Source organism: Massilia consociata (assembly GCF_042432755.1).
GTDB lineage: Bacteria > Pseudomonadota > Gammaproteobacteria > Burkholderiales > Burkholderiaceae_D > Telluria > Telluria consociata.
The window spans coordinates 583,203-608,957 of record NZ_JBHLWP010000013.1 but is presented as its reverse complement, the minus strand read 5'-3'; the positions used below and the strand labels follow the sequence as shown (position 1 = coordinate 608,957).

Here is a 25,755-nt window from a genome sequence, read left to right as displayed (position 1 = left end):
CAGGGCCCGGTGGCCTCAGCGGGCCTGGCTGTCCAGGGCTTGCCTGAGCGCGGCTTCCATGGTCGCGTAGGGGACGGCGCCGCGCACCCCGAACGCTTGCTCCCACCCGGCGCCTGTCGGGCGCAAGACCATGATCGGCACCCCGGCGACGCCGAGCGAGTGGGCCAGTTGCTGGTCCTCGCGCACCGCGGCCGTGTAGCGCCCGCTCGCCAGGGCGTCGGCCAGGCCTTGCCGGTCGAGGCCATTCTCGAACCCGATATCGGCGAGGATGGCGGGGTCGCCGATGTCGCGGCCGTCCTCGAAAAAGGCGCGGAACAGGGCTTCGTGCATGGCGTCGAAGCGGCCTTGCTCGCGCGCGTACGCGACGGCTTCGAATGCCTGGCGACTGCGCGGCTGCACCGGCGGCAGCTTCAAGCGCATGCCGCGCTCGGCCGCCATCGGGTACACCGAGCGGTTCCAGGTCGTGTGGAGGTATTCGCCGTCCGGGTCGAGTGTCGGCTTCGGGTCCGGGCGCAGCTCGAAGGCGCGCCAGGTCACGTTCACCTGCCCGGCGTACTGTTCCTGCAGGCGCCGGATTGGCGGCAGCTCGAGGTAACAGAACGGGCAGACATAGTCGCTCCAGATGTCGATGCTGATGGGGGCGGGTGGGTTCATGGAACCATGCTACACCCTGGCCGCGCGGCGCCGCGCGCGAAAGGCGGCGCCGTACCGCACGCCCGTCAGTCGTAGAGGACCGTCGGGCGGGTGGCTCCACCAACCGATGCGGTCAGCCCGCGCCGCGGGCTGCCGCCCACGCGTTCAAACCGAATATGAACAGCCGCCCCATCTGCTCGAACGAATGCTGAACGCGAAGGGACTTGTGGGCGCCAGGAGCTTGCCCGCTTCACTGCTTGCCGGCAGCATCCGCCACCGGGCTGCCGAAGTCCGGCGTGCCGTCCGGCTTCCATGTAATGGCCTGCGCGCGCGTATGGCGGTTGGGGTCGCGCAGCGGATCGCCGGCGATGTCCCGGTACTGGCGTGCGTGGTAGACCATGATGTCGGTCTTGCCGTCGGGCGTGGTCGTGAAGGAATTGTGGCCGGGGCCGTACTGGCCGCTTGCCGGATCGCTCACGAAGACCGGCGTCGGGGATTTGGTCCACGAGGCCGCGTCGAGCAGGTTGGCGCCGGCCTTTGCCACCAGCATGCCGAGCGCGTAATTGGCGTCGGTGGCGCTGGCCGAGTAGGTCATGAAGACGCGGCCGTTTTTCACCAGGACGGCCGGTGCCTCGTTCACGTCCTGCTTGACCTTCTCCCATGGAAGCTCGGGCGTGGTCAGCAGGGTTGCCGGCCCGGTGATCGACAGCGGCGTATCCATTTTGGCGATGTACACCGCCGTCATGTGCCTGGTGGCGGTCGGAGGGCGCTGGGTCCACAGCAGGTAGCGCTGCCCGTCCAGCGCGAAGGTGGTCGCGTCCAGGGCGAACGACTCCCAGCCGGTTTTCAGCTGGCCCCGTTCCAGCCACTGGCCCTCGAGCGGATTCGCCGACGCGTTCTCGAGCACGTAGAGGCGGATGTCGAAGGGCGCGTCGGAGCGGCCGGCCGTGAAGTAGACATACCACTTGCCGTCGATCCGGTGCAGTTCCGGTGCCCAGATGTGCGTGGCCATCTCGCCGGACGCACGCTTGCGCCACACCACCTTCGTTTCGGCCTTGCCGAGCGCATTGAGGTCGCGGGTGCGGCGCAGTTCGATCCGGTCGTATTCGGGAACGGTGGCGGTGTAATAGTAGTAGCCGTCGGGCTGCAGGGTCACGTGCGGGTCGGCGCGCTGCAGCACCAGCGGGTTGGCGAACTGCGGCGTGGCCGCCGCATGGGCGGCTGTCGCCGCCAGGAGGGCGCACAGCGCCGCCGGCAGGCAGCGGCGGAAAGCAGGGAAGCAGGTATTGGCGGCAAGCGGCATCGGATTCCTTCTCGGGTCCATCATTCGAACCGCCATGGTAAAGAGATGCCCGGTATGCAACCAATCACTTTTTCGGGGCAAGCGATACCACTTTCTGCATGATGCAGTGCGGGAGGAACCGTTCAGCCGCCGCGCAACTGGGCATTGCCGAGCAGGACACCGTCATAGGGCGCCGCCGTGTCGCCGATCTCGATGCCGGTGTCGGTGATGGCGAAATCGCGCAGTTGACGGCTGTGCTTGCTGCCGCGCACCTTGACCACGCCGATCAGGGTGCGCAGCTCGCACTGCAACTCGACATAGCGCTGCACGATGACGGCATCGACCAGCACGCCGCTGCCGTAGGGGCTGAAGCGCAATTCGTGGAAGCGGTCTTCCATTTCGCTCGTCATTACGATGGTCACGCCCTTCGTGGCGAGCACGGCGGTCAGGCGGTAGAGCGAATCGCGGAAATCCTCGCGGTACTCGGGCGCCAGCGCCATCTCGAAACCCGACAGCGAGTCGAGCACCACGCGGGTGGCGCCGGTGCTGTCGATGCGCCCGATCAGCTCGTGCAGCATCTCGTCGGTGGACAGGTCGAGCGCGCGCACGCTCAGCATCGACACCCGGCCCGTGCTCACCAGGCGGTCGAGCTTCTCGTTCATCATCTGGGCCGGGCTACGCTCGAACAGGGCGATCACGCCGGTTTCGCCATTCGCCGCGCCGGCGGCCAGGAATTCGGTCGCCAGCATGGTCTTGCCCGAGCCGGTCGGGCCGACGATCAGCACCGTGTAGCCGGCCGGGATGCCGCCGTCCAGCATGTCGTCGAGTGTCGGTACGCCGGTGGACAGGCGCGGCGGGGGCAGCGGCACCGGCGGCCTGGCGCCGAGCGGCGCGGCTCCCGGCAGGATGCGCGCGAACACCTCGATGCCGTCGCGGTCGATGCGGAAGGGGTGCAGGCCGGGCCGCTGCTTCTGGCCGCGGATCTTGACCACCTGGATTTTGCGCGACATGGTGTTGCGCTGCACGTACTGGCTGAGCCAGATGATGCCGTCGGCCACCGTGAAGATCGGGTTGCGGTCGGCTTCGTTGTTCGTGTATTCGCCGATCAGGAAGCTGGTCGCCCGCCAGGTGGTCATGTGGGCCACCAGTTTCTGCACGAAGGTCTGCAGTTCCGCGATCTCGGTCTGCTCGCCGCGCGCGCCTTCGACGAAGGAGCGGAAGGAATCGATGAACACCAGCGCCGGCTTGTGGAGGCGCACCTGCTCCAGGATTTGCGCCAGCACGGCGTCGTAGTTGCCTTCCTCGACCTGGGGCGCGAGGCTGATGAATTCGATGCTGCTGCCGATCTTGTCGAAGTCGAAGAAACTGAACTGCTGCTGGTAGCGCAGCATCTTGACCGGCGGCTCGCCCATCGCCGTGAAGAACAAGGCCTTGCGGTCCGGCGCTGCCAGTCCGAACATGATCTGCTGGGCAAACGTCGTCTTGCCGCTGCCGGGGGCGCCACCGATGATGTTGAACGACAGCTCGGGCAAGCCTCCGCCGAGGATGGTATCGAGTCCGGGGACGCCCGTGGCGAGGCGGCGCAGGTCAAGTTTGTCGGTCATGACTGCATTCTCCTATCTATTCTTTTTGTGCGCCGTCCGGCAGGAAGACCGACCGCAGGAAGTGGTTGGCGAGCGTGTCGCCGATCAGGTAGGCCATCTCCGCCGTATAGGCCGCCAGCAGTGCGCGGTTGGCCGCCACCAGCTCGTCCGGCGCCCGGCCGTCCAGGCTGCGCACGAACAGCGCGAACGCCCGCTCCGCCGCGGGCGACACGGCAACCTGCGGCAGCCAGGGAAACGCATTCTGGTGAAGGGACAGCGTACGCGCGAACACCAGGTCGGTGCTCAGCGGGCCGATCAGGGGGATAAAGCGGTCGAACACCAGCCGCCAGACGCGGACGGCATCTTCGGTGCTGCCCGCGCTGCCGTCGGTTGTCAGGCGTGCCATGATCGTTTCAAGCAGCTCGGTCTGTATTGGCATGGCATTCAGGCATTGCTGCTTGGCCCGCTGACGAGGAAGCCTGCGTCCCGGCCGGGTGAAAAGGATGTGTTCAGGACATTATTCTAGCTGATCGGGGGAGCCGTGGAAGATCTTGCGCGGACTGTTCGAGGGGATCGCCAGCACGACACGGGTGCCTTGCCCGCGCGCACTGCCTACGCTGAGTTCACCACCGTGCGCGGCCACGCGTTCCTCCAGCCCCAACAGCCCATAGCTGCCCGGGTTGCGCGGCAGGGACGGATCGAAACCGATGCCGTTGTCGGCGATCGTCGTGACGAGCCGGCCGTCCCCGGCGGCGAGGTGCACGCTGACCCGGCTTGCCAGCGAATGGCGGAATACGTTGTTGAGGCATTCCTGCAGCACCCGGTACACCGTCAACAACGTTTCCTCGTCGAGGGCGAGGCTGTCGATGCCGGGGGCGGCATGGAGTTCGCAGGCAATACCGCTGGCGCGGGTGAACTTGCGCACTTCCGTCTCGAGGGTGGCCAGCAGGCCAAGCTCCAGGGCCGCAGGGCGCAGCTCGCCCAGCAGGTGCTTGACGGTGCGCAGCGTGATGTCCACGTTGTCGAGTGCGGCGCTGGCCCGGTCGTGCAGGCGGTGGTGATGCTTGGCAGTCTCCTGGTGGAGCAAAACGATGTCGATGCGCAAGGCCAGCAGGTTCTGGGCGAGCGAATCGTGGAGCTCGCACGAGATGCGCTTGCGTTCAGCTTCGCGGTTGGCCAGCTGGTGCGCAAGCAGCTCGTGCAGCGTCTGCTGGCTGGCGCGCAATGCATCTTCGGCACGCTTGCAGTCCAGAATTTTTTCCACCAGCGCCTGGTTTACCAGCATCTGCTCCTGGGTCAGGCGCAGCACCGTAGCGGCGACGGTATCGTCCTGCGCCTCAGGGAACTGGCTGTGCGCGTCCGCGTGGCGGCGCGATGGTTGTGTACGCATGTCAGGGAGCGGCTGGGGCGCCGCGTTGATGTTGACGTAGACAGCTGGCTCGTCAGACGCTAGAGCTATTGGGCCGGCAAGTCAAGGAAAAAGCGCTTGACGCCGACCTGCGTTCCCGGTTTCGCTTGGAGTCCACGCCGGGCCATTGGTTCACGCGCCGGCCCGCCGGGCACGGTTGACGGCGCGATACGTTACGCCGGGCCGAGGGCGTGGGCCAGGTTGGCGCGCGCGGCAGCCTCGAAGCGGCTGCGCATCGCGGGTGTCGCATAGAGGTCCTGCAGGCCCTGTGCCAGTGCGAGGCATTCCTCCAGGTGCTGCAGGGTGTGGTAATGGCGCTGCGGTTCGCGCCAGGCCGCCAGGAGTTGCGTGTAAAGGCCGTCGGACGCTGCGGCGCCCAGCATGCGCCACGCATCGTGCCAGGTGTCGTGCAGGAGCATCAACGGCGTCAGCGGCGGACCGGTTTCAGTCGGGCGATGCTGTCGAGGGCGTCCCGCAGCCCGTGGCTTTGCGCACTGGAGGCCCCGGCCACCCAGCCGCGTGCGAACGCTGCGTCGTGGGCATGGCCGCTGTTCTCCAGCACCGGCAGCAGCTTGCCTGCTACCGCCAGGTCGTTCAGGTGCCCCAGCCTGTCTTGCAGCGCCGACAGGCGTTTGACGTAGCGCTGTTGCTTCTTGGCGGGAAGCAGGTCGGCGAAGAACTCGGCCGCATACCGTGCCTTCTTGGCCGCGATGCGGACCCGGTGACGTGCGGGGGCATCGTTCTCGTCGAGCGCAGCGATGCGCTTGCGCAGGCGGCGTTGTGCCTTGCGCAGCAGCGGCACCATGCCGTCGCCGGCGCGCTGCGCCAAGAGGTGGTCCTTCGGCAACGGGCCGTCCGGACGCCACCCGCAGCCATGCAGCCAGCCGTCCAGTTGCTGCATCAGCTCCGTGAAGCGCGGTGAGTGCATTGCGGGCAACATGTCCCGGTGCAGGTTGCGCGCGCGTTCCGCCGCCGCGGCGCGCAGCGGCTCCGTGTTAATGCCCTGCATGCCGGCCAGCGTGGTGTCGGCCAGCACGTCCCAGTCGCGCGTCTCGCCCAGTTCGCCCGACAACCAGTCGAGGCCTTCCCGCAGTTCTGCGGGGAGGGGCGCGCTGTCGTCGAACATGCCGAGCAGGGCGCGCAGGCGCCGCAGTCCCACCCGCATCTGGTGCAGGCTTTCGGTATGTTGCGCCAGCACGCCGGGAACATTCGCCTCGATCTGGGCCATGCAGTTCAGGCCCATGCATTGCAGGGCCTCTTCCATGCGCATCTTGCGCTTGAGCCTTACCTTCTCGGCCTTGACCGCGGCGGGCGCTTCGCTTGGGGAATGGGCACGCAGGTGCGCCACGCCGGATGCCACGACCTTCGCTGTGCGTTCTGTGTTCATCGATGCTCCTTGCCTGTCATCGTCCGTTGGAGCCACTATACATCGGACCGCCTGAAAACCGGGCTCGTGTGACATCAGGATGACATCGTGCCGCTTCCGGTGGCGCAGCCGCCGGTGTTATTCGACTTGCGCCACAGGCATGGCCTGCATCCGCATGCCGGCGCTTACATGGAACTCGACCTTCCCGCTATTGGAAGCGATATGCCCCAGCAGCGCGTACACGAGCGCGGCCAGGCCGGTCATTTCCAGGCCTTCCTCGATGGTCGTCAGGAAGCTGTAGAACAGCGTGTAGCCATGCGCCTCCAGGTACTTGCCGTCGATGAGCTCCATGCCCAGGCACCCCGCCACGTACAGGCCGCCAGCAGCCAGCATCCGGCGGCGCGTGGCGGCCGGCAGCCGCCGCAGGAACCCCAGGAAGAACAGCGCCACGATGCAGACACCGGCAATGCCGGGCACGACCCAGCCGAAATACAGGTAGCCGAGGTCCTTGTTGCCCAGTAGTTCGCGCATGGGGGCGATCAGGCGCTCGTGCACCTGGAAGGCTTCGTCATAGGCGATGAACACGAAGCCGGCGCACAGCAGCCTCCAGTGGAAGCGCTCGCGCCGGTCCTTGCTTCCGGCTGCGATCACGGCCAGCAGCAGCGCACTGTACAAGGCGAGGATGACCGTGAAGAAGGTCGGGATGTTGCGCTCGCTGTCGACATCGAACAAGGGCACGAGGCCATCGAGCGGATGGGGGCCGACCTCATGGCGGAACACCTGGCCGGCCATGCTGGCGGCAAGCAGGAACGCGATGGCGGTGCCGAGGAACCACGCGGTCTTGTAGGCATCGACCGACACTTGATAGCTGTGCATGCATCCCCCCGTGTAGAACCGCGCCGGTGTTCCGGCTATGCTGCGGAACATTGCTCATCATTCGACAACAGAAGAGATACCACAGTTACCGGATGAAGGGCGTCCCATTGCCCCGCGTTGCGCGGACGATCGGCGGTATGCAGCCATGTGCTGCACCACGTTCACATCAGGATCACATCAGGATCACGTCGTACTGCTCCTGGTGGTAACCCTTCTCCACCTGCAGCGAGATCCGCTTGCCGATGAAGTCGCCCAGCATGGCCAGGTGCTGCGATTCCTCTTCCAGGAACAGGTCGATGACTTCCTGCGAGGCAACGATGCGGAATTCACGCGGGTTGAACTGCTTGGCTTCGCGCAGCAGTTCGCGCAGGATCTCGTAGCAGATCGTGCGCGAGGTCTTGACCTGCCCCTTGCCGCCGCAGGCCGGGCAGGGCTCGCACAGGATGTGGGCCAGCGACTCGCGCGTGCGCTTGCGCGTCATCTCGACCAGGCCCAGGGCCGAGAAGCCGCTCACCGACACCTTGGTGCGGTCGCGCGCCAGGGTCTTCTTGAGTTCCGCGAGCACGGCGTTGCGGTGCTCGTTGTTCTCCATGTCGATGAAGTCGAGGATGATGATGCCGCCCAGGTTGCGCAGGCGCAGCTGGCGCGCGATGGCGTGGGCCGCTTCCAGGTTGGTCTTGAAGATCGTGTCGGCGAAGTTGCGCCCGCCGACGTAGCCGCCGGTGTTGACGTCGATGGTGGTCATCGCCTCGGTCTGGTCGACGATCAGGTAGCCGCCGCTCTTCAGGTCCACGCGGCGGCCCAGCGCGCGCAGGATCTCTTCCTCGACGCCGTACAGGTCGAACAGCGGGCGCTCGCCGGTGTAGTGGGTCAGGCGCGCCAGCACGCTCGGGGTGTACACCTGCGCGAAATCGACCAGCATGTTGTAGTTCTCGCGCGAGTCCACCTGGATGGTGGCGGTCTCGTCGTGCACGAAGTCGCGCAGCACGCGCTGGGCCAGGTTCAGGTCCTGGTAGAGCAGGGAGGTGGGCGGCCGGGTGCGCGCGCCCTGGACGATGGCGGCCCAGGTCTTGCGCAGGTAGTCGACGTCGGCGGCGAGGTCGGCATCGAGCGCCTCCTCGGCCTGGGTGCGCACGATGTAGCCCCCCCTTTCTTCCTTGGGCAGCAGGTTCGTTAGACGGGTACGCAGCTGCTCGCGCTCGGCTTCCTTCTCGATCTTCTGCGAGATGCCGATGTGGTGGTCCTGCGGCAGGTAGACCAGCATGCGGCCGGCGATCGAGATCTGGGTCGACAGGCGCGCGCCCTTGGTGCCGATCGGGTCCTTGATGACCTGCACGGTCAGCACCTGGCCGTCGAACAGCAGCTTTTCGATGGGCGTGGGCGCGGCCAATGCGCCGTTGGGCCCCTCATGGTTGCGCGCTTCCCAGATGTCGGCCACGTGCAGGAAGGCCGCGCGCTCCAGGCCGATGTCGATGAAGGCCGACTGCATGCCCGGCAGGACGCGCACGACCTTGCCGAGATAGATATTCCCCGCCAACCCGCGCGTCAGGGTGCGCTCGATGTGCAGCTCCTGTACCGCGCCCTGCAGGACCAGCGCCACGCGCGTTTCCTGCGGGGTGATGTTGATGAGGATGTCTTCGTTCATGGCCGGCCGTGCAGTATTGTTCAGAGCGACATCATACACGCACGGGTGGTTCCCGGGACGGCCCGAAGCCGGTTTTCCGTAGGGTGGGCGGCTCCACCCGGCGGCATGGGCAGCGCGTACGTTCACGCCGCCCACGCGTTCAACCGAACGTGGCGTCGCCGCAATGCATGTGTAATGTAATCAGATGTTGTAGCCGGCCTTGCGCAGCAGGTTGGCCGTCTCGAACAGCGGCAGCCCCATGATGCCCGAATGGCTGCCCTCGATGTGCTCGACGAACAGCGCCGCCAGGCCCTGGATGCCGTAGCCGCCCGCCTTGTCGTAGGGTTCGGGCGTGGCGCAATAGGCCGTGATCTGGGCCGGGGTGAGCTTGGCGAAGCGCACGTTCGACACCTGGGTGACCTGTTCGGCGATACGGTCGGCGTGCACGGCGACCGAGGTCAGCACCTGGTGCGTGCGGCCGGACAGGCGCTCGAGCATGGCGACGGCTTCCTTGTTGTCGGCCGGCTTGCCGAGGATCTCGCCGTCGATCGTGACGGTGGTGTCGGCCGTCAGGACCGGACGCAGCGGCTGGCGCCGCATCTGCAGGATGTTCCAGGCAAACGCGCCTTTTTCCTTGGCGACGCGCGCCACGTAGGTGTGCGGGTCTTCGCCCGGCAGCACGTCTTCGCTGACGTCGGCGCCGCGAGCCGGGTCGCTGCGCAGCATCAGCAGTTCGAATTCCACCCCGACCTGGCGCAGCAGTTCGCGCCTGCGCGGGCTCTTCGAGGCGAGGTAGATTTTCTTGTCGGTGGGTTTCATGGGCGGGGCAGTGGGTCAGACGCGGTGGTACGGGTGGTTCTGGGTGATCGACCAGGCACGGTACAGCTGTTCCGCCAGCATGACCCGCACGATACCGTGTGGCAGCGTCATGCTGGAAATGCGGATCATGCCTTCGGCACGGGCCTTCAGTTGCGGGTCGAGCCCGTCTGCGCCGCCGATCAGGAAGGCCGTGTCGCGCCCGTCCTGCTGCCAGTTCTCCAGCATCTGCGACAGGCCGACGCTGGTGAGATCCTTGCCGCGCTCGTCCAGCGCGATGATCCGCACGCCTTTCGGCAGCACGGCTTCGATGCGCTCGCGCTCGAGCGCCATCGCGGTGGCGGCGGTCTTGCTGCCGGAGCGCTCGACCGGCTTGATTTCCTTGAGCACGATGCGCAGCTCGGGCGGCATGCGCTTCGTGTACTCGCCGAAGCCGGCCTCGATCCAGGCCGGCATCTTGTGCCCGACTGCGGCAATGATCAGTTGCATGGAAAGCCCGGGGAACGCTTACTCGGCGGCCTTCTTGACGCGGCGGATCACTTTTTTCACCGGTTCGGCGTCCGCAGGGGCGGCGGCTGCCTTCGTCGCGCGCTTCGGCGGCTTGGCCTTGGTGGCCTCGACGGCGGCGATCTCGGTCTTGCTCGGCGCAACCTTCACGGTCTTGCCGACCGGGGCCTTCTTGGCGGCCGGCTTCTTGGCGGCGGTGGTGGCGGTCTTGGCGGCCGCTTTCCTTGCGGCCGGCTTGCGCTCGTTGACCGGCTTGGCTTCCGGCTGGTCCTGGTTCGCAGCCAGGTGCTTCGACTTCGTCTTCGATTCGGCTGCTTCGGCGGCTTCCGGCGTCGACTTGCGCTTGGCGGCGCCCAGCTTCACCGGCTTTTCGCCCCAGATTTCTTCCAGGCGGTAGTACTGGCGGATGGCCGGCTGCATGATGTGGACGATCATGTCGCCCAGGTCCACCAGCACCCATTCGCCCGTGTCTTCGCCTTCGAGGCCGACCACGTCGCCGCCTGCTTCCTTGACCTTGTCGCGCACCGAGGCGGCCAGCGCCTTGGTCTGGCGGTTCGAGGTGCCCGAGGCGACCGCGATGCGGTCGAACAGGCTGGTCAGGTGCGTCGTGTCGAACAGGACGATGTCCTGGCCCTTGACGTCCTCGAGGGCGTCGACGACGAGCGTTTGCAGTTTCTTGATATCCATTAGCTTTTGTATAAGTTATGTTGTTGAATATAGTCTAGCACTTGGCGCGCAAGGAGCGCGCCAAGCTCAGTGTTCGTGTCCGGCTCCGCTGCGGCGCCCGCGTGTGGGCGCTGATGCAGGGTGTTCCGGACTTGGGTGGCGGAAATATCGACCGCCAGTGTATGCGCCAGGCATACCTTGCCATGCGGCGCAGCGCATACCTCGTCGGGCGTCGCCAGCCGGCCCGCGAGTGCCGAGGCCACCGCCTGCGGCAGCCTGTCCTGGTCCAGGGCATAACCGGGCCGTGCCGCAACGCCCAGGTTGCACAGCCCGAACAGCTCCTGCCAGTCGCGCCAGGTGTCGAGCTTCTGCAGCTGGTCGGCTCCCATCAGGAAGACAATCGAACTTGCTTCGCCCAGTTCCTTTCGCAGGCCGCGCAGGGTGTCGACCGTATAGGTCGGGGTGCCGCGCTCGATTTCCTGGGTATCGATCACGACCTGCGTCGTCCTGGCGAAGGGCTGGCCGGAGAAGGCCAGCTCGAGCATGGCAATGCGGTCGGCATCGCTCGCCTCCAGGCCGCTCTTCTGCCACGGCCTGGCGGGCAGGATACGCAGCTGGTCGGGCCGGAGCAGGGCGGCGAACAGCGCGGCCAGTGCCACGTGGCCGTGGTGCACGGGGTCAAAACTTCCGCCCAGCAGGGCGACGCAGCGGGTCACGACGCGAGCCAGTCCCGATGGGGCAGGAAGTCGGTGTACAGCGCAGCCTCCGGGCTGCCCGGCTCCGGATGCCAGTCGTAGCGCCATTTTACGATCGGCGGCATCGACATCAGGATCGCCTCGGTACGCCCGCCCGACTGCAGGCCGAACAGGGTGCCGCGGTCCCACACCAGGTTGAACTCGACATAGCGTCCGCGGCGGTAGGCCTGGAACTCGCGTTCGCGCTCGCCGAAGGGCTGGTCCTTGCGCGCCTTCACGATCGGCAGGTAGGCGTCCAGGAAGCGGTCGCCGACGCTTTTCACCATGGCGTAGGACTGGTCGAACCCCGCTTCGTTGAAGTCGTCGAAGAAGATGCCCCCCACGCCGCGCGCTTCCTTGCGGTGCTTCAGGTAGAAGTAGTCGTCGCACCACTTCTTGAAGCGCGGGTGCAGGTCCTCGCCATAGGGCGCCAGCGCATCGTGGCAGACCTGGTGGAAGTGGCGGGCATCTTCCTGGTTGCCGTAGTAGGGCGTCAGGTCCATGCCGCCGCCGAACCACCAGACCGGGTCCTTTCCTTCGGCCGTCGCTTCGAAGAAGCGCACATTCATGTGCACGGTCGGCGCGTAGGGGTTGCGCGGGTGCAGCACCAGCGACACGCCCATCGCTTCCCATGCCCGGCCAGCCAGTTCCGGACGCGCGGCCATGGCCGAGGGCGGCAGGCTGGCGCCCATCACGTGCGAGAAGTTTACGCCGCCGCGCTCGAAGACATTGCCTTCCTCGATCAGGCGCGAGATCCCGCCGCCGCCTTCCGGACGCTCCCAGGTGTCGCGCAGGAAGGGCTTGCCGTCGATGTCCTCGAGGGCCAGCACGATGCGGGACTGGAGGTCGAGCAGCCAGGCTTTGACGGCGGATGGGTTGGGGGTGGGCATGCGGGTGGGGTAGGGTGGAAAAATGGGCAGATTGTACACCGGTGCTGGGTGTGCTACGGATAACGGTGAAGGAGTGATTGGTGTTGCGCAACGAATTTGGGTTCCCGCCTTCGCGCGAAGGCGGGAACCCAATTAGCGTGCAGACCTACAGCCTTACTTCAGCCCGCGCCACCCGATATCCCGGCGATACTGCGCGCCGTTGAAGTGAATCTTCTCGACCGTCTCGTACGCCCGTTTCTGCGCCATCTTCACGCTGTCGCCCAGGCCCACGACGCACAGCACGCGGCCGCCGCTGGTCTGCAGGGCGCCGCCCACCTGCATGGTGCCGGCGTGGAAAGTCACGCATTCCGGCGTTTCAGGCGGGATGCCGTCGATGATGTCGCCCTTGCGCGGGCTGTCCGGATAGCCGGCGGCAGCCATCACGACGCCCACGGCGGTGCGGCGGTCCCATTCCAGTTCGACCGCATCGAGCGTGCCGTTGCAGGCGTGGTCCAGCACCGTGGCGAAATCGCTCTTCAGGCGTGCCATGATCGGCTGCGTTTCCGGGTCACCCATGCGGCAGTTGAATTCGAGCGTGCGCGGGTTGCCCTCGGCGTCGATCATCAGGCCGGCGTACAGGAAGCCGGTGAAGACGATGCCGTCCTTCGCCATGCCCTGGATGGTCGGGTTGATGATTTCGCGCATCACGCGCGCGTGCATCGACGGGGTCACGATCGGGGCAGGGGAGTAGGCGCCCATGCCGCCGGTGTTCGGGCCTTCGTCGTTGTCCTTCAGGCGCTTGTGGTCCTGGCTGGTGGCCAGCGCCAGCACGTTCTTGCCGTCGCACATGACGATGAAGCTCGCTTCTTCGCCGGCCAGGAATTCCTCGATCACGATGCGTGCGCCGGCGTCGCCGAAGGCGTTATCGGACAGCATGTGGTCGACGGCAGAATGAGCTTCAGCAAGTGTCATCGCCACCACCACGCCCTTGCCGGCGGCCAGGCCGTCGGCCTTGATGACGATCGGCGCGCCGTTCGCATCGATGTAGGCGTGGGCCTGGGCGGCGTCTGAAAAGCTCTGGTACTTCGCGGTCGGGATGCCGTGACGCTGCATGAAGGCCTTGGCGAAGTCCTTCGAGCTTTCCAGTTGCGCCGCCTCGCGCGTCGGACCGAAGATCTTGAGGCCGCGGGCGCGGAACAGGTTGACGATGCCGGCGGCCAGCGGCGCTTCCGGACCGACCAGGGTCAGGGCGACGCCTTCGGCCACCACGAAGTCGGCCAGCGCGGCGGGATCGGTGATCTCGACGTTCACCAGGCGCGAATCGACCGCGGTGCCGCCGTTACCCGGCGCGACGAAGATGGTCTGGACGCGCTCGGATTGCGCCAGTTTCCAGGACAGGGCGTGTTCACGGCCGCCAGAGCCGACTACGAGGATTTTCATACGGGCGCGTTCCTACTTGGTTGCTACGGGGGATCCGACTGGCGTTCCAGCCGGTTTTCAGCTTGACCGGCAGCTTACAGCTGCCGTCTTACTCTTCGATGACAGCGTTGGTATAGACGTCCTGGACGTCGTCCAGGTTTTCCAGCGCATCGAGGATCTTCTGCATCTTGAGGGCGTCTTCGCCGGCCAGCACGGTCTCGTTGTCCGGCTTCATGATGACTTCCGAGACCTCGGCCTTGAAACCGGCCTTTTCCAGCGCTTCCTTCACGCCCGCGTAGGCATAGGGGTCGCACAGCACTTCGAAGCCGCCTTCTTCATCGGCTACCACGTCGTCGGCGCCGGCTTCCAGCGCGGCTTCCATCAGCTTGTCTTCATCCACGCCCGGCGCGAACTGGAACTGGCCGACGTGCTTGAACATGAAGGCCACCGAGCCCTCGGTGCCCATGTTGCCGCCGTACTTGTTGAAGGCGTGGCGCACTTCGGCCACGGTACGCACGCGGTTGTCGGTGAGGCAGTCGACGATGATCGCCGCGCCGCCGATGCCGTAGCCTTCGTAGCGAATTTCTTCGTAGTTCGCCCCTTCGAGTTCGCCGGCGCCGCGCTGGATCGCGCGGGTGACGTTGTCCTTCGGCATATTGGCGTCGGCCGCCTTCTCGACCGCCAGGCGCAGGCGCGGGTTGGAAGCGATGTCGCTTCCGCCCATGCGTGCAGCCACGGTGATCTCCTTGATCAGGCGCGTCCAGATCTTGCCGCGCTTGGCGTCGGTGGCGGCCTTCTTATGCTTGATGTTGGCCCATTTGCTGTGTCCAGCCATGTCGAGAATTCCTTAGACGGTATGGGAAGCTCGAAAAACCTGCTGCGCGTTGCGCTACCGGCGCTCGCGACGGTTTTTTTTAAGCTTCCTGTATGCAAGAGTGGCCGACATTTTAACATAGGCCCCCCTTGCAAAATTGCCCAGGAAAGTTAACGACACGTCAGGGAAACAACAGTCGGGTCCCCCACGCCACCATCACCAGGCCCGTCACACAGGCCGCCAGTGGCCCTTCTTCCAGGCGCAACTCGGCCAGCAGCAGCATGCCCACCGCGGCGACCACCGCTGGATTGCCGGGGCCGCCGGCAAGGGGGAGCAGCAGCAGCAGCCAACAGCAGCCGAGGCAGCTTCGACCGTGCTCCGCACCCTGCCACAGGGCGCCGGCGAGCCCGGGGCTCCAGTCGGCCAGCACCCCGGCCAGTGGGGCCCGGCAGTACTGCAGGCAGGCATGCTTGGCCGGAGTCCACTGGTAGACGCCGGCGGCGACCAGTGCCAGCCCGGCCCCGGCCGGATGGCGGATCGCCAGGGAGGGGTCGAGCATGCCGGCGTCGTGCAGCGTCCAGTGGATGAGCGTAACCAGCGCGGCAAAACCGGTCCAGGACAGCAGGCAGCCGAGCGTGAACATGGCGGCGGCGGCGCGCGGCCAGCGCATGCCGGCACGGTGCCGTGCGACGCGCAGGTAGATGAAGGCCGCGCCGGCGGAGGCCGGCAGCATCAGGGCCACGCACAGGCCCGTCCACATCGCGAACACCAGCACCAGCTGTCCGGCGCGCAGCGGCGCAAACGGCGAGGCCGGCAGCACGCCGGCCATGTCGCGCGCCGGCAGCGGGGCGGGCGCATTGGCGCCCTGGAAGGCAAACCATGCCCCGCAGGCGCATACCAGCAGCGCCAGCCAGGCCAGCCCCAGCGTGACCGGCCGGCCGAGGCGTTCATCGACACCATACAGGCTCATTGCGAACCTCCGCGCAGGCGTACGCGTGGGCGCGACTGCGCCCGGATCTGCGTGCGCGTCTGGGATGGGTGGTTCCCTGCCAGGCGCGGCAGGCCGCCCTCGTTGGTCCGGTTCGTCATGCGTTCTCTCCTCGGTTGGTTGATGTGCGTTGTTCGACAACATTGCCGCCGCGCCGTTCTCGCAGCCTCTGCAGTCGCCTCCAGCGAACCCGGCCGTTCGCTCGTACAATCGGCGGATGAACCAAAGCGCCCCCGCCAATCCTGCTGCGCCTTTACCACGCGCGGCCCTCGTTACCGGCCTGTCGATCGCCGTCGCCGGCGCCGTCTTGTTCTCTACGAAGGCTGTTGTCGCCAAACTGCTGTACCGCTACCACATCGACGCGGTGACTTTGATCGCGTTCAGAATGCTGTTCTCGTTTCCGGTGTTTGCGGCCGTGGCCGTGTGGAAGATGCGGACCCAGCCGCCGCTGTCGACCCGCGACCGCTGGCGCATCGTGGGGCTGGGCCTGCTCGGCTACTACCTGTCGAGCTACCTCGACTTCCTCGGCCTGCAGCACATCTCGGTCGGGCTCGAGCGGCTGATCCTGTTCCTGACGCCGACTTTCGTCCTGCTCATCAACGTGGCGGTATTCAAGCGCCGCGTGAAGCCGGTGGAATGGGGGGCGCTGGGCCTGGCCTACTGCGGTATCGTGCTGGTGTTCGTGCACGACCTCGCAGGCGGCTCGGGCAGCGCCATCCTCGGTTCGCTGTTCGTGCTCGGCTCGGCCCTGGCCTATGCGTTCTACCTGCTCGGTTCGGGCGAGATGGTGCGCCGCATCGGCTCGCTGCGGCTGGTGGCCTACGCCATGTGCGTCTCGAGCGTGGCCTGCATCGCGCAGTTCTTCCTGCTGCGCCCGGCAAGCCTGCTGGTGCAGCCGGCGCCGGTTTACTGGCTGTCCCTCGCGAATGCGGTATTCTGTACGATCTTCCCCGTGTTTATGACCATGGCCGCGGTCCAGCGCATCGGCGCCGCGACCGCCTCGCAGGCCGGGATGATCGGTCCGGTGTCGACGCTGTTCCTCGGTGCGCTGCTCCTCGGCGAACCGGTGACGGCGGTGCAGCTGGCCGGCACCGGGCTCGTGCTTGTGGGGATCTACCTTCTCTCGCTAAAAACATGACGCCATCGACCACACCATCTCCGCCAAGACCCAGGATTGCGCTCATCGCGCACGACAAGAAGAAAGACGACATGATCAGCCTCGCCGGCGAGTACCTCGACTTCCTCAAAGGCTGCACGCTGTCGGCCACCGGCACCACCGGCGGGCGCCTGGCCAACGAGCTGGGCCTGGAGGTGGAGCGCAAGCAATCGGGGCCGGTGGGCGGCGACCTGCAGATCGGCGCCCAGCTGGTCGACGGCGGGATCGACTGCGTGATCTTCCTGCGCGACCCGATGACGCCGCAACCCCACGAGCCCGACATCAACGCGCTGGTGCGTGCCTGCGACGTGCACGACGTCGCCTGCGCCACCAACGTCTCGACCGCGCGCCTGGTGCTGTCGCAGCTGATGGCCGCACGCAGCCAATCGTGAAGGAGCCGCATGTGACCCCCCCTATGTTGGCAAAAGCCATCCGCATCGCCGCCAACGGCGGCCCGGAAGTCATGCAATACGTGGACGTCGAGGTTGGCGAACCGGGGCCGGGCGAGGCGCGCGTGCGCCACCACGCCGTCGGCCTGAACTTCATCGACGTCTACTTCCGCACCGGCCTGTATCCGCAAGCCCTGCCCGGCGGGCTGGGCCAGGAGGCGGCCGGCGTGGTCGAGGCGGTGGGCGAGGGCGTCGCCCATGTGGCGCCCGGCGACCGCGTGGTCTATGCGGGCGGCCCGAACGGCGCATACAGCCAGGCGCGCGTGATGCCGGCGCAGGGCCTGGTGCGCCTGCCCGATGCGATCCCGTTCGAGACTGCGGCCGCCATGATGCTGCAGGGCCTGACGGTGCAGTACCTGTTCAACCGTACGTACAAGCTGCAGCCGGGGCAGACCATCCTGTTCCATGCCGCGGCCGGCGGCGTCGGCCTGATCGCCTGCCAGTGGGCGCGCGCGCTGGGCGTGAACCTGATCGGTACCGTGGGCTCGGATGAGAAGGCCGCACTGGCGAAGGTGCACGGCGCCGCCCACGTCATCAACTACAACCGCGAGGACGTGGTGCAGCGCGTGCTGGAGATCACCGATGGCGCCAAGGTGCCGGTGGTGTACGACTCGGTCGGCAAGGACACCTTCACCCGCTCGCTCGACTGCCTGCAGCCGCTGGGGCTGATGGTCAGCTTCGGTAACGCGTCGGGCGCGGTGCCGCCGGTGGCGCTGTCCGAGCTGGCCTCGCGCGGCTCGCTGTTCCTGACGCGGCCGACGCTGGGTGCGTACGCGGCCAGGCGCGAGGACCTGGAGGCGATGGCGCTCGACCTGTTCGGCATGGTCGAAAGCGGCAAGATCACGGTCGAGGTCAAGCAGACCTTCCCGCTGGCCGAGGCCGCCGAGGCGCACCGTGCGCTCGAAGGGCGCCGCACGACCGGCTCGACGGTGCTGCTGCCATGAGGGACACCCATGACGAAGGCGGCAACGGCGACGGCGGCACGCCGTCCGGCCGCGACGGCGCACCGAAATTCGGCCGCCTGCTGCTCGTGCTGCTGTTCGCGCTCCTGATGGTGGTGGCGATCACCTTCGGCTCCGAGGCTTATTTCACCTGAATGCCGCTGCTGGGCATAAAAAAACGGGGCCGTTTTGAACTGGCCCCGTTCTCATGAGCGGCTGGCGAATCAGCCGTTGTTCTGCTTCAGCTCCACCCGGCGCGCCACGCCGGACGGCCCCGGGAAGCCCTCGAACGCACTTTGCACCAGCGCCGGCATCACCGCCGGGGTCGACATCTGGCGGCTGGTGTTGTGCACCGTCACGTCGAACAGGCGCTTGCCGTCGGTTGCCGACTTGATTCCGACTTGCAGCTCGCGGCGGTACCGGTGCTCGACCGAGACCTGGTAGGCCGGGCTCCAGAACGGATCATAGAACGGGCTGTACCAGCCACCCCAGTAAGGGCGGTGGAAGCCGCGGTGGCCGCGGTAGGCGAAGCGCGGGTGATACCGCGGGTGGTACATCGGGTGGTAGAACGGCGATGCGAACGGCGACATCAGCGGCTCCACCACGCGCACCGGCACCTCGGTGGTGGTGAAGCGCATCGACACCGTCAGCGCCGGCGTGGCGCCATTGGCGTCGCGAAAGCCCAGGCGCGCCAGCTGGCCGCGCACCATGTCCTGGTAGGCGCGCCATTCCAGCGTATCGTCTTCCGGTTTCGGCGTTTCGAATACGTAGCTCTTGTCCTCCATCTGCGCCGGCCACTGGTGGAAGGTCGTCACGTCGCTGCGGATCGTGGTGGCGCAGCCGGTCAGCAGCAGGGTGAACGCCGCTCCGGCGGCGATCATCAGGCGTTTCATGTCAGTCTCCCTCGTCAATACGGACTTTTCCGATCGTCTAGATTAGTTCTTGTTCAGCATTTTCGCAGATTAATTTACACGCGGTTACCACGCGCACATTCTGATACATGTGAAACGGATCGGGCGCCAAAAAATCTTGTTGGTAAAATAAGCACTTCAGTTGGTACTCGTTCAGTTTGCACCAAGCTACGCCTCTCAACCCATCCTTTGCGGATTTCCCTATGCGCACCGATACGCCCCAGACGATTTACCGGAGTGACTACATGCCGCCGAGCTACCTGGTCGATACCGTGGAACTCGGCTTCGACCTCGACCCCGCCCGCACCGTGGTGGCGAACCGCATGACGGTGCGCCGCAACCAGGACTGTGCCCACCAGCGCACGATCGAGCTCCATGGCGAGGACATCGAACTGGTGGCGCTGCGCATGAACGGCCGTGAACTGCAGAGCGGCGAATACATCATCGGCAACAACGTCTTGAGCATCCCGAATGCGCCGGAAGAAGCGACGCTCGAGATCGAAACCGTCTGCATCCCCGAGCAGAACACGACCCTCAGCGGCCTGTACACGTCGAATGGCAACTTCTTCACCCAGTGCGAAGCCGAAGGTTTCCGCCGTATCACTTATTTCCCGGATCGTCCGGACGTGATGGCGAAGTACACGGTGATGTTGCGTGCCGATAAGGAGCGTTATCCGGTGCTGCTGTCCAACGGCAACCTGATCGAGGAGGGCGATCTCGGCGACGGCCGCCACTACGCCAAGTGGGAAGATCCGTTCAAGAAGCCCTCCTACCTGTTCGCGCTGGTCGCCGCCCGTCTCGTGTGCCAAGAAGAGACTTTCCGCCTGCTTGATGGCCGCGACGCGCTGCTGCAGGTGTGGGTCGAGGAGGGCAACCTCGACAAGACCGACTATGCGATGCAGTCGCTCAAGCACAGCATCCGCTGGGACGAGGAGCGCTATGGCCTGGAACTCGACCTCGACCGCTTCATGATCGTCGCTACCAGCGACTTCAACATGGGCGCGATGGAAAACAAGGGCCTGAACATCTTCAACACCAAGTTCGTGCTGGCCAACCCGCGCGTGGCTACCGACATCGACTTCCAGGGCATCGAGGCGGTGGTGGCGCACGAATACTTCCACAACTGGACCGGCAACCGCGTCACCTGCCGCGATTGGTTCCAGCTGTCGCTCAAGGAAGGCCTGACGGTGTTCCGCGACCAGGAGTTTACTGCCGACATGATCGGCACCGAGCAAGGGCGCGCCGTCACCCGCATCGACCAGGTGCGCACCCTGCGCCAGGCCCAGTTCCCGGAAGACGCCGGCCCAATGGCGCACCCGGTGCGCCCGGACTCCTTCGTCGAGATCAACAATTTTTATACCGTCACCGTGTACGAGAAGGGCGCCGAGGTGGTGCGGATGTACCAGACCCTGCTGGGCCGTGAAGGCTTCCGCAAGGGCATGGACCTGTACTTCCAGCGCCATGACGGCCAGGCCGTCACCTGCGACGATTTCCGCAACGCGATGGCCGACGCCAACGGCCGCGACCTGACCCAGTTCGAGCGCTGGTACGACCAGGCCGGCACCCCGGTGCTGCGTTTCGAGACGCGCTACGACGAAGCGCAACAGACCTATACCCTGACGCTGTTCCAGTCCTGCCCGCCGACGCCGGGCCAGCCGGAGAAGCGTCCGTTCCACATTCCGGTCGCGGTCGGCCTGCTCGACCGCGAGGGCCGCGACATGCCGCTCACCGTGGACGGCAAGGAGATGGGCACCACCGCCGTGCTCGAACTGCTTGATGCCCAGCAGACCTTCGTGTTCGGCAACGTGAAGGAACAGCCGGTGCCGTCCGTGCTGCGCGACTTCTCGGCGCCCGTGATCCTGCAGCACGGTTACTGCGACAGCGACCTGCTGCACCTGTTTAACCACGACAGCGACCCGGTCAACCGCTGGGAAGCGGGGCAGCGCCTGGCCATGGGCCGCCTGCTCAAGCTCACCGGCGAGGCGCCGGCCTCGAACCGCCTGAGCCTGGACGACACCTTCATCGAGGCGATGCGCAGGGTGCTGGTCGACGAGACGCTCGACCCGGCCTTCCGCGAGCAGGCGCTGCTGCTGCCATCGGAAACCATGATCGCCGAGCAGCTCGACGTCGTCGATCCGCTGGCCGTGCACATGGCGCGCCAGTTCATGCGCGCCAATATCGGGGCCCGCCTGCGCAGCGAGCTGCTGGCGCAGTACGCCGCCAACCTGACGCCCGGCCCGTACAGCCCGGACGCGGTCTCCGCCGGCAAGCGCGCCCTGAAGAACCTGGCGCTGGCCTACCTGAACGCGGCGCCGGACGAGGAAACCATCCTGCTCGCCGTGCGCCAGTGCCGCGAGGCCGACAACATGACCGACCGCGTGGCGGCGCTGGGCGCGCTGATCCATGCGCGCGCCCCGGAAGCAGACAGCGAGCTGGCGCGCTTCTACGACGAATTCCAGGACGAGGCGCTGGTGGTGGACAAGTGGTTCGCCATCCAGGCCACCGCCCCGACCACCGACATCGCCAAGGTGCGCGAACTGATGCGCCACCCGGCCTTCAACCTGCGCAACCCGAACCGTGCACGCAGCCTGATCGCCAACTACTGCATGAACAACCCGGTCGAATTCCACGCGCCGAACGGCAGCGGCTACCTGTTCTGGGCCGAGCACGTGACCCTGCTCGACGGGCTCAACCCGCAGGTCGCCGCGCGCCTGGCCCGTGCCATGGACCGCTGGCGCCGTTATACCCCGGAACTGCAGCAGCACATGAAAACGGCGCTGCAGCAGGTGGCCGGGCAGCAGCGCCTGTCGAACGATGTGCGCGAGGTCGTCACGAAAGCACTCGCCAATTAAAAGAATCCAAACCAAACCAAAGGAAGTTCATGAAACGCGTCAGCCTTACGCAGTACCTGGTCGAGGAACAGCGCCTCCACCAGAACATCAACGCCGAACTGCGCCTCCTGATCGAGGTCGTGGCCCGTGCGTGCAAGCGCATCAGCTATTCGGTCAGCAAGGGTGCGCTCGGTGAAGTGCTCGGCAGCGCCGATACCGAGAATATCCAGGGCGAAGTGCAGAAGAAGCTCGACGTGATCTCGAACGAGATCCTGCTCGAGGCAAACGAGTGGGGCGGCCACCTGGCCGCCATGGCCTCGGAAGAAATGGAAACCATCCGCCAGATCCCGAGCCGCTACCCGAAAGGCGAGTTCCTGCTGCTGTTCGACCCGCTCGACGGCTCGTCGAACATCGACGTCAACGTTTCGATCGGCACCATCTTCTCGGTGCTCAAGGCGCCGGAAGGCATGGCGGAACCGACCGAGCAGGACTTCCTGCAGCCGGGTGTCCAGCAGGTGGCGGCCGGCTACGCCGTCTATGGCCCGCAGACGATGCTGGTGCTCACCACCGGCAACGGTGTCCAGTGCTTCACCCTGGACCGCGAAATGGGTTCCTGGGTGCTGACCCAGAGCGACATGCAGATTCCGGAAACGACCAAGGAATTCGCGATCAACATGTCGAACAAGCGCCACTGGCACGCGCCGGTGCAGCGCTACGTGGACGAGATGCTGCTCGGCAGCACCGGCCCGCGCGGCAAGGACTTCAATATGCGCTGGATCGCCTCGATGGTGGCCGACGTGCACCGCATCCTGAACCGCGGCGGCATCTTCATGTACCCGGCCGACATGCGCGACCCGTCCCAACCCGGCAAGCTGCGCCTGATGTACGAAGCCAACCCGATGGCGATGATCGTCGAGCAGGCCGGCGGCGCCGCCACCGATGGCGTCGGGCGCATCATGGACATCCAGCCGGCCAAGCTGCACCAGCGCGTGCCGGTGTTCCTCGGTTCGAAGTCGGAAGTCGAGCTGGTCACCCGCTATCATGCGGAGTGAGTGATTTTTTGGCATTCATTGCGAAATTGCCGAGCCGGACTAGCAAGTTGGCGAAGTTGTTTGCTAGAATACGGCTCTTCGTCGGGTTCGCCCACGTAGAGCCGCTGTAGCTCAGTCGGTAGAGCAGCGCATTCGTAATGCGAAGGTCACCAGTTCGATTCCGGTCAGCGGCACCAGATCCTGAAAGCCCGTGTCCCCCCAAGGACACGGGCTTTTGCTTTTGGCGCTTTTCGGTTCTTGGCCCGGCTAGGCCGGCGCCGCCGCGTCCTGCAGCCCGCGCACCAGGCTCGACACGCTCGGGTTGTCGATGAAGATGCAGCGCTTGCCGGTGCGCTTGCAATGGTCCTTGACGCGCCAGTAGGCATGGTGGCTGATGCAGCCGGTCTGGCAGATGACCAGGTCGGCCGCCGCCAGGCTGGCGTCGAGCTGGCCGGCGCTGTCCTCCAGCCCGCCGTCGTGGTGCGCGAACTGCGCGCCGGCACGCTCGATCGCGTTGCGGTAGACGGGCACGCTGCCGCTGCGTCCACCCACGCACAGCACGCTCCGGTTGAACAGCCGGACCGGCGCCTCGGCCGGCTCGGGCGGCGTTGCCGGACGCGCCGGCATCGCGCCTCCCGCCGCCGCTTGTGCCACGCCTGCCGCGCCTGCCGCGCCTGCCGCGAGGGCGGCATCGCGCTCTTCCTTCAGCGCTGCCAGTTGCGCGCGCAGGGCCTGCTCGCGCGATTCCAGCTGCGCCACCCGGTTGGCCAGGCGCGTGCGCGCCTCCAGCTCCGGCACGCTTGCCTGCAGCTGCGCCAGCTCGCAGCGCAGGTTGTGGATGTCGGTGTCCTTGGCAATCGTTGCCGCGCGCGCCGCCATCGACTGCCGTTCGTGGCGCTCGGCCTGCGCGGCCTTTTCCTCCTGCAACGCTTGGCAACGTACCTGGAGACGGGACAGTTCGCGCGCGAGCCGGCCGTTCTCGGCCATCGCAGCCTTGTACTTCTCCATGTCGGCCCGCACGCAGGCGCCGGCCTGGTGCTGCACCATGTGGATGTCGCGGCACATCCGTTGCTCCAGGCCGGGCGTGCAGCGCGGATGCGTCAGGCCGGCCCAGAAGGCGCCCGGCACATTGCCGGCCGCGACGGCCGCCGCCCACAGCCGTGCCACCGCTTCCTCGGATTTCGCCGCACGGAAGCGGGAAACCTCGGCGGCATAACGCCGCTCCAGTTCTTTCTGGATGGCTTCCGACAGCGGGTTGCGCAGCGCGCACTCGCTGACCGCGCCGACATGGATGTCATAGTCGTCATGCAGCAGCCGGCCTCCCGTCACCCGCTCCACCAGCCGGCGCAGCGCCTGCAGGGGCAGGGCCACGCCGACCAGCGGGCAATGGCTGTTCTGGGAAAGCTCCCAGACCCGCCGCCTGCGCGAGCACTGAGGTTCGACGTTTTCCGGGAAGGCAGCATGTTTGTCGCACATTCGGGCATCCTTTCTGCTCGCTGACAGGTGAAACAGGCACGCACCAGTCCGGCCTGCCGCATTAAATGATAATGATTATCATTTGCATTCTATCGCAGATCCACACGAAGGCAAGCGAATTCCACAGGCGACTATGTTCGGTGGATGACATGACTCTGTTAGTCAACGCACGGTCCGGACCACTGAACCATTGTATTTTTTGTATCGCGACGCAGTTTCCGATACTGCGCGCGATTCGGACCGCCACAGGCGACCGCCCCAGCAGCGACGACGATTGCGTCAGCGCTAACGGTGGAACTTTTGCGCTGGCTTTAGTTCACGACGATGAAGGCGTGACCTAAGGCAAGAAACAAAGTGCTGCCTTGATATAGCGCAGGCCATTCTCGTCCCTTCATTCTGTTTCAGGCGGAATCGAGGAAGAATGTGGTGATAGTCGAGTATCGGTCTACTTCGCGTTGGTCTACATTTTTACGAGGGATACATTATGGATAATCAGAAATCTACCGAGGGAAAAGGCAGCGACGCAGGCGCAGGTTCGAGCATCGGTAAAAGCCAGTCGTCCGGGCTGAACCAGGGCAGCGGTGTTTCGGGCAGCAGCCAGAGCAGCTCGTCGGGCAGCCTCGGCAGCGCCAACGCCTCGCCGAGCACTGCCAAGCCGGCTACCGGCAGCAGCAGCGGCGCCATCGGCGGCACCAGCAACGCCGGCAGCCAGCAGAGCAGCACCCAGAGCTCGGGCAACCTGGGCAGCAGCGGCCTGGGCGGCAGCCAGCAGAGCGGCTCGAGCGGCTCGAGCGGCTCCAGCGCAGCCGGCAGCAGCGGTTCGATGGGCTCGAGCGCAGCGGGCAGCAGCGGCAGCATGAACGGCACCAGCGGCGGCAACAGCGCACTGGGTTCGAGCGGCAGCAGCTCCGGCAGCACCACCGGCAGCAGCTCGGGCACCACCGTGAGCAGCAGCGGCAGCATGGGCGGCGCCAGCGCGCAATCCGACATGTCGTCCGGCGGCGGCGACTCGCAATCGCAGGGCGGCATCAAGGCTGCCATGCAGAACGTGTCCCCGGACAAGCTGCACCAGAAGATCGACCAGGTCGCGCAAGGTGCGCAGCCGCTGGTCGACCGCCTGGTCAGCACCGCACACGCAGGCGTCGACCGCCTGACCGGCATGCTGAGCGGCGCCTCGGAAAGCCTGGGCCAGCGCAAGGGCCAGCTGGGCGAGACCTACGAAACCTACTCGACCAAGAGCACCGAGTACGTCAAGACCAACCCGGGCACCGCTCTGCTGGTCGCCGCCGGCGTCGGCTTCCTGCTGGCCAAGCTGATGAGCAGCAACGACACCGAGCGTCGTGAGTATCGCTACTACCGCGACTATCGCGACTGA

Annotated in this window: 27 protein-coding genes and 1 tRNA gene; 8 read left to right on the top strand and 20 right to left on the bottom strand. The window is 66.1% G+C overall.

What is annotated here, in order from left to right:
* Positions 1–15: 15 nt before the first annotated feature.
* The 18 genes from ACFFJK_RS16015 to ACFFJK_RS15930 form a co-directional block, all read right to left on the bottom strand.
* On the bottom strand, positions 16–654 hold the full coding sequence (locus ACFFJK_RS16015) for a DsbA family oxidoreductase (RefSeq protein ID WP_379680434.1): 639 nt from the start codon (positions 652–654) through the stop codon (positions 16–18).
* Between the two features lie 229 nt (positions 655–883).
* Positions 884–1,960, bottom strand: a complete 1,077-nt coding sequence (locus tag ACFFJK_RS16010; protein ID WP_379680433.1) for a glycoside hydrolase family 43 protein — start codon at positions 1,958–1,960, stop codon at positions 884–886.
* Positions 1,961–2,058: 98 nt separating this feature from the next.
* Positions 2,059–3,519: a DUF7125 family protein gene (locus tag ACFFJK_RS16005; protein WP_379680432.1), complete on the bottom strand. Its 1,461-nt coding sequence runs from the start codon at positions 3,517–3,519 to the stop codon at positions 2,059–2,061.
* Between the two features lie 16 nt (positions 3,520–3,535).
* Positions 3,536–3,904, bottom strand: coding sequence for a hypothetical protein (locus tag ACFFJK_RS16000; protein ID WP_379680431.1), 369 nt, complete (start codon positions 3,902–3,904; stop codon positions 3,536–3,538).
* A gap of 111 nt (positions 3,905–4,015) precedes the next feature.
* Entirely contained in the window at positions 4,016–4,888 is an 873-nt protein-coding gene (locus ACFFJK_RS15995; RefSeq protein ID WP_379680430.1) for a sensor histidine kinase, read from the bottom strand.
* A 191-nt stretch (positions 4,889–5,079) separates the two neighbouring features.
* Positions 5,080–5,325 carry a hypothetical protein gene (locus ACFFJK_RS15990; RefSeq protein ID WP_379680429.1) on the bottom strand — a complete coding sequence of 82 codons (246 nt, stop codon included), beginning with the start codon at positions 5,323–5,325 and terminating at the stop codon, positions 5,080–5,082.
* A gap of 8 nt (positions 5,326–5,333) precedes the next feature.
* The gene (locus ACFFJK_RS15985) at positions 5,334–6,293 is read right to left on the bottom strand and encodes a CHAD domain-containing protein (protein WP_379680427.1); all 960 of its coding nucleotides are present in this window, start codon (positions 6,291–6,293) and stop codon (positions 5,334–5,336) included.
* A 117-nt stretch (positions 6,294–6,410) separates the two neighbouring features.
* Positions 6,411–7,148, bottom strand: coding sequence for a DUF8692 domain-containing protein (locus tag ACFFJK_RS15980; RefSeq protein ID WP_379680426.1), 738 nt, complete (start codon positions 7,146–7,148; stop codon positions 6,411–6,413).
* A gap of 172 nt (positions 7,149–7,320) precedes the next feature.
* Positions 7,321–8,793: a ribonuclease G gene (gene rng, locus ACFFJK_RS15975; protein WP_379680425.1), complete on the bottom strand. Its 1,473-nt coding sequence runs from the start codon at positions 8,791–8,793 to the stop codon at positions 7,321–7,323.
* Between the two features lie 180 nt (positions 8,794–8,973).
* Positions 8,974–9,591 (bottom strand): Maf family protein, encoded by a 618-nt coding sequence (locus ACFFJK_RS15970; RefSeq protein WP_379680424.1) that lies wholly within the window; start codon positions 9,589–9,591, stop codon positions 8,974–8,976.
* Positions 9,592–9,606: 15 nt separating this feature from the next.
* On the bottom strand, positions 9,607–10,077 hold the full coding sequence (rlmH, locus tag ACFFJK_RS15965) for a 23S rRNA (pseudouridine(1915)-N(3))-methyltransferase RlmH (protein WP_379680423.1): 471 nt from the start codon (positions 10,075–10,077) through the stop codon (positions 9,607–9,609).
* An 18-nt stretch (positions 10,078–10,095) separates the two neighbouring features.
* The gene (gene rsfS / locus ACFFJK_RS15960) at positions 10,096–10,782 is read right to left on the bottom strand and encodes a ribosome silencing factor (protein WP_379680422.1); all 687 of its coding nucleotides are present in this window, start codon (positions 10,780–10,782) and stop codon (positions 10,096–10,098) included.
* Complete coding sequence (gene nadD, locus ACFFJK_RS15955; RefSeq protein WP_379680421.1) at positions 10,782–11,477, bottom strand: nicotinate (nicotinamide) nucleotide adenylyltransferase; 696 nt, start codon at positions 11,475–11,477, stop codon at positions 10,782–10,784. Before nadD ends, rsfS begins: the two co-directional genes overlap by 1 nt.
* Positions 11,474–12,385, bottom strand: coding sequence for an oxygen-dependent coproporphyrinogen oxidase (hemF, locus tag ACFFJK_RS15950; RefSeq protein WP_379680419.1), 912 nt, complete (start codon positions 12,383–12,385; stop codon positions 11,474–11,476). Before hemF ends, nadD begins: the two co-directional genes overlap by 4 nt.
* A 153-nt stretch (positions 12,386–12,538) precedes the next feature.
* Entirely contained in the window at positions 12,539–13,804 is a 1,266-nt protein-coding gene (gene purD / locus ACFFJK_RS15945; RefSeq protein WP_379680418.1) for a phosphoribosylamine--glycine ligase, read from the bottom strand.
* An 88-nt stretch (positions 13,805–13,892) separates the two neighbouring features.
* A complete protein-coding gene (locus tag ACFFJK_RS15940; RefSeq protein WP_379680417.1) occupies positions 13,893–14,618 on the bottom strand; it encodes a YebC/PmpR family DNA-binding transcriptional regulator in 726 nt (241 codons plus the stop codon).
* A gap of 160 nt (positions 14,619–14,778) precedes the next feature.
* On the bottom strand, positions 14,779–15,567 hold the full coding sequence (locus ACFFJK_RS15935; RefSeq protein ID WP_379680416.1) for a copper chaperone: 789 nt from the start codon (positions 15,565–15,567) through the stop codon (positions 14,779–14,781).
* Complete coding sequence (locus ACFFJK_RS15930) at positions 15,564–15,686, bottom strand: hypothetical protein (protein ID WP_379680415.1); 123 nt, start codon at positions 15,684–15,686, stop codon at positions 15,564–15,566. The genes ACFFJK_RS15935 and ACFFJK_RS15930 overlap by 4 nt, the downstream gene beginning before the upstream one ends.
* Before the next feature lie 116 nt (positions 15,687–15,802).
* Between ACFFJK_RS15930 and ACFFJK_RS15925 the strand changes: the two genes are divergently transcribed.
* From ACFFJK_RS15925 to ACFFJK_RS15910, 4 genes are read left to right on the top strand one after another with little or no spacing between them, the layout of a single operon-like run.
* Complete coding sequence (locus ACFFJK_RS15925) at positions 15,803–16,723, top strand: DMT family transporter (RefSeq protein WP_379680414.1); 921 nt, start codon at positions 15,803–15,805, stop codon at positions 16,721–16,723.
* Entirely contained in the window at positions 16,720–17,133 is a 414-nt protein-coding gene (locus tag ACFFJK_RS15920) for a methylglyoxal synthase (RefSeq protein WP_379680413.1), read from the top strand. Before ACFFJK_RS15925 ends, ACFFJK_RS15920 begins: the two co-directional genes overlap by 4 nt.
* Before the next feature lie 26 nt (positions 17,134–17,159).
* Entirely contained in the window at positions 17,160–18,134 is a 975-nt protein-coding gene (locus ACFFJK_RS15915) for a quinone oxidoreductase family protein (protein WP_379680569.1), read from the top strand.
* Positions 18,131–18,286, top strand: a complete 156-nt coding sequence (locus tag ACFFJK_RS15910; RefSeq protein WP_379680412.1) for a hypothetical protein — start codon at positions 18,131–18,133, stop codon at positions 18,284–18,286. The genes ACFFJK_RS15915 and ACFFJK_RS15910 overlap by 4 nt, the downstream gene beginning before the upstream one ends.
* 69 nt (positions 18,287–18,355) lie before the next feature.
* Here ACFFJK_RS15910 and ACFFJK_RS15905 read toward each other — a convergent pair whose 3' ends face one another.
* Positions 18,356–19,024 carry a DUF4136 domain-containing protein gene (locus ACFFJK_RS15905; RefSeq protein WP_379680411.1) on the bottom strand — a complete coding sequence of 223 codons (669 nt, stop codon included), beginning with the start codon at positions 19,022–19,024 and terminating at the stop codon, positions 18,356–18,358.
* Between the two features lie 221 nt (positions 19,025–19,245).
* On the opposite strand from ACFFJK_RS15905, the gene pepN reads away from it, so the two are divergent.
* From pepN to ACFFJK_RS15890, 3 genes are all read left to right on the top strand, one after another.
* Positions 19,246–21,894, top strand: coding sequence for an aminopeptidase N (pepN, locus tag ACFFJK_RS15900; protein WP_379680410.1), 2,649 nt, complete (start codon positions 19,246–19,248; stop codon positions 21,892–21,894).
* A 29-nt stretch (positions 21,895–21,923) separates the two neighbouring features.
* The gene (locus tag ACFFJK_RS15895; RefSeq protein WP_379680409.1) at positions 21,924–22,925 is read left to right on the top strand and encodes a class 1 fructose-bisphosphatase; all 1,002 of its coding nucleotides are present in this window, start codon (positions 21,924–21,926) and stop codon (positions 22,923–22,925) included.
* 100 nt (positions 22,926–23,025) lie between these two features.
* A tRNA-Thr gene (locus tag ACFFJK_RS15890) sits at positions 23,026–23,101 on the top strand.
* Positions 23,102–23,171: 70 nt separating this feature from the next.
* On the opposite strand, the gene ACFFJK_RS15885 is transcribed toward ACFFJK_RS15890, so the two are convergent.
* A complete protein-coding gene (locus ACFFJK_RS15885) occupies positions 23,172–24,380 on the bottom strand; it encodes a DUF2325 domain-containing protein (protein WP_379680408.1) in 1,209 nt (402 codons plus the stop codon).
* A 484-nt stretch (positions 24,381–24,864) separates the two neighbouring features.
* On the opposite strand from ACFFJK_RS15885, the gene ACFFJK_RS15880 reads away from it, so the two are divergent.
* Positions 24,865–25,755, top strand: a complete 891-nt coding sequence (locus ACFFJK_RS15880) for an ElaB/YgaM/YqjD family protein (protein WP_379680407.1) — start codon at positions 24,865–24,867, stop codon at positions 25,753–25,755.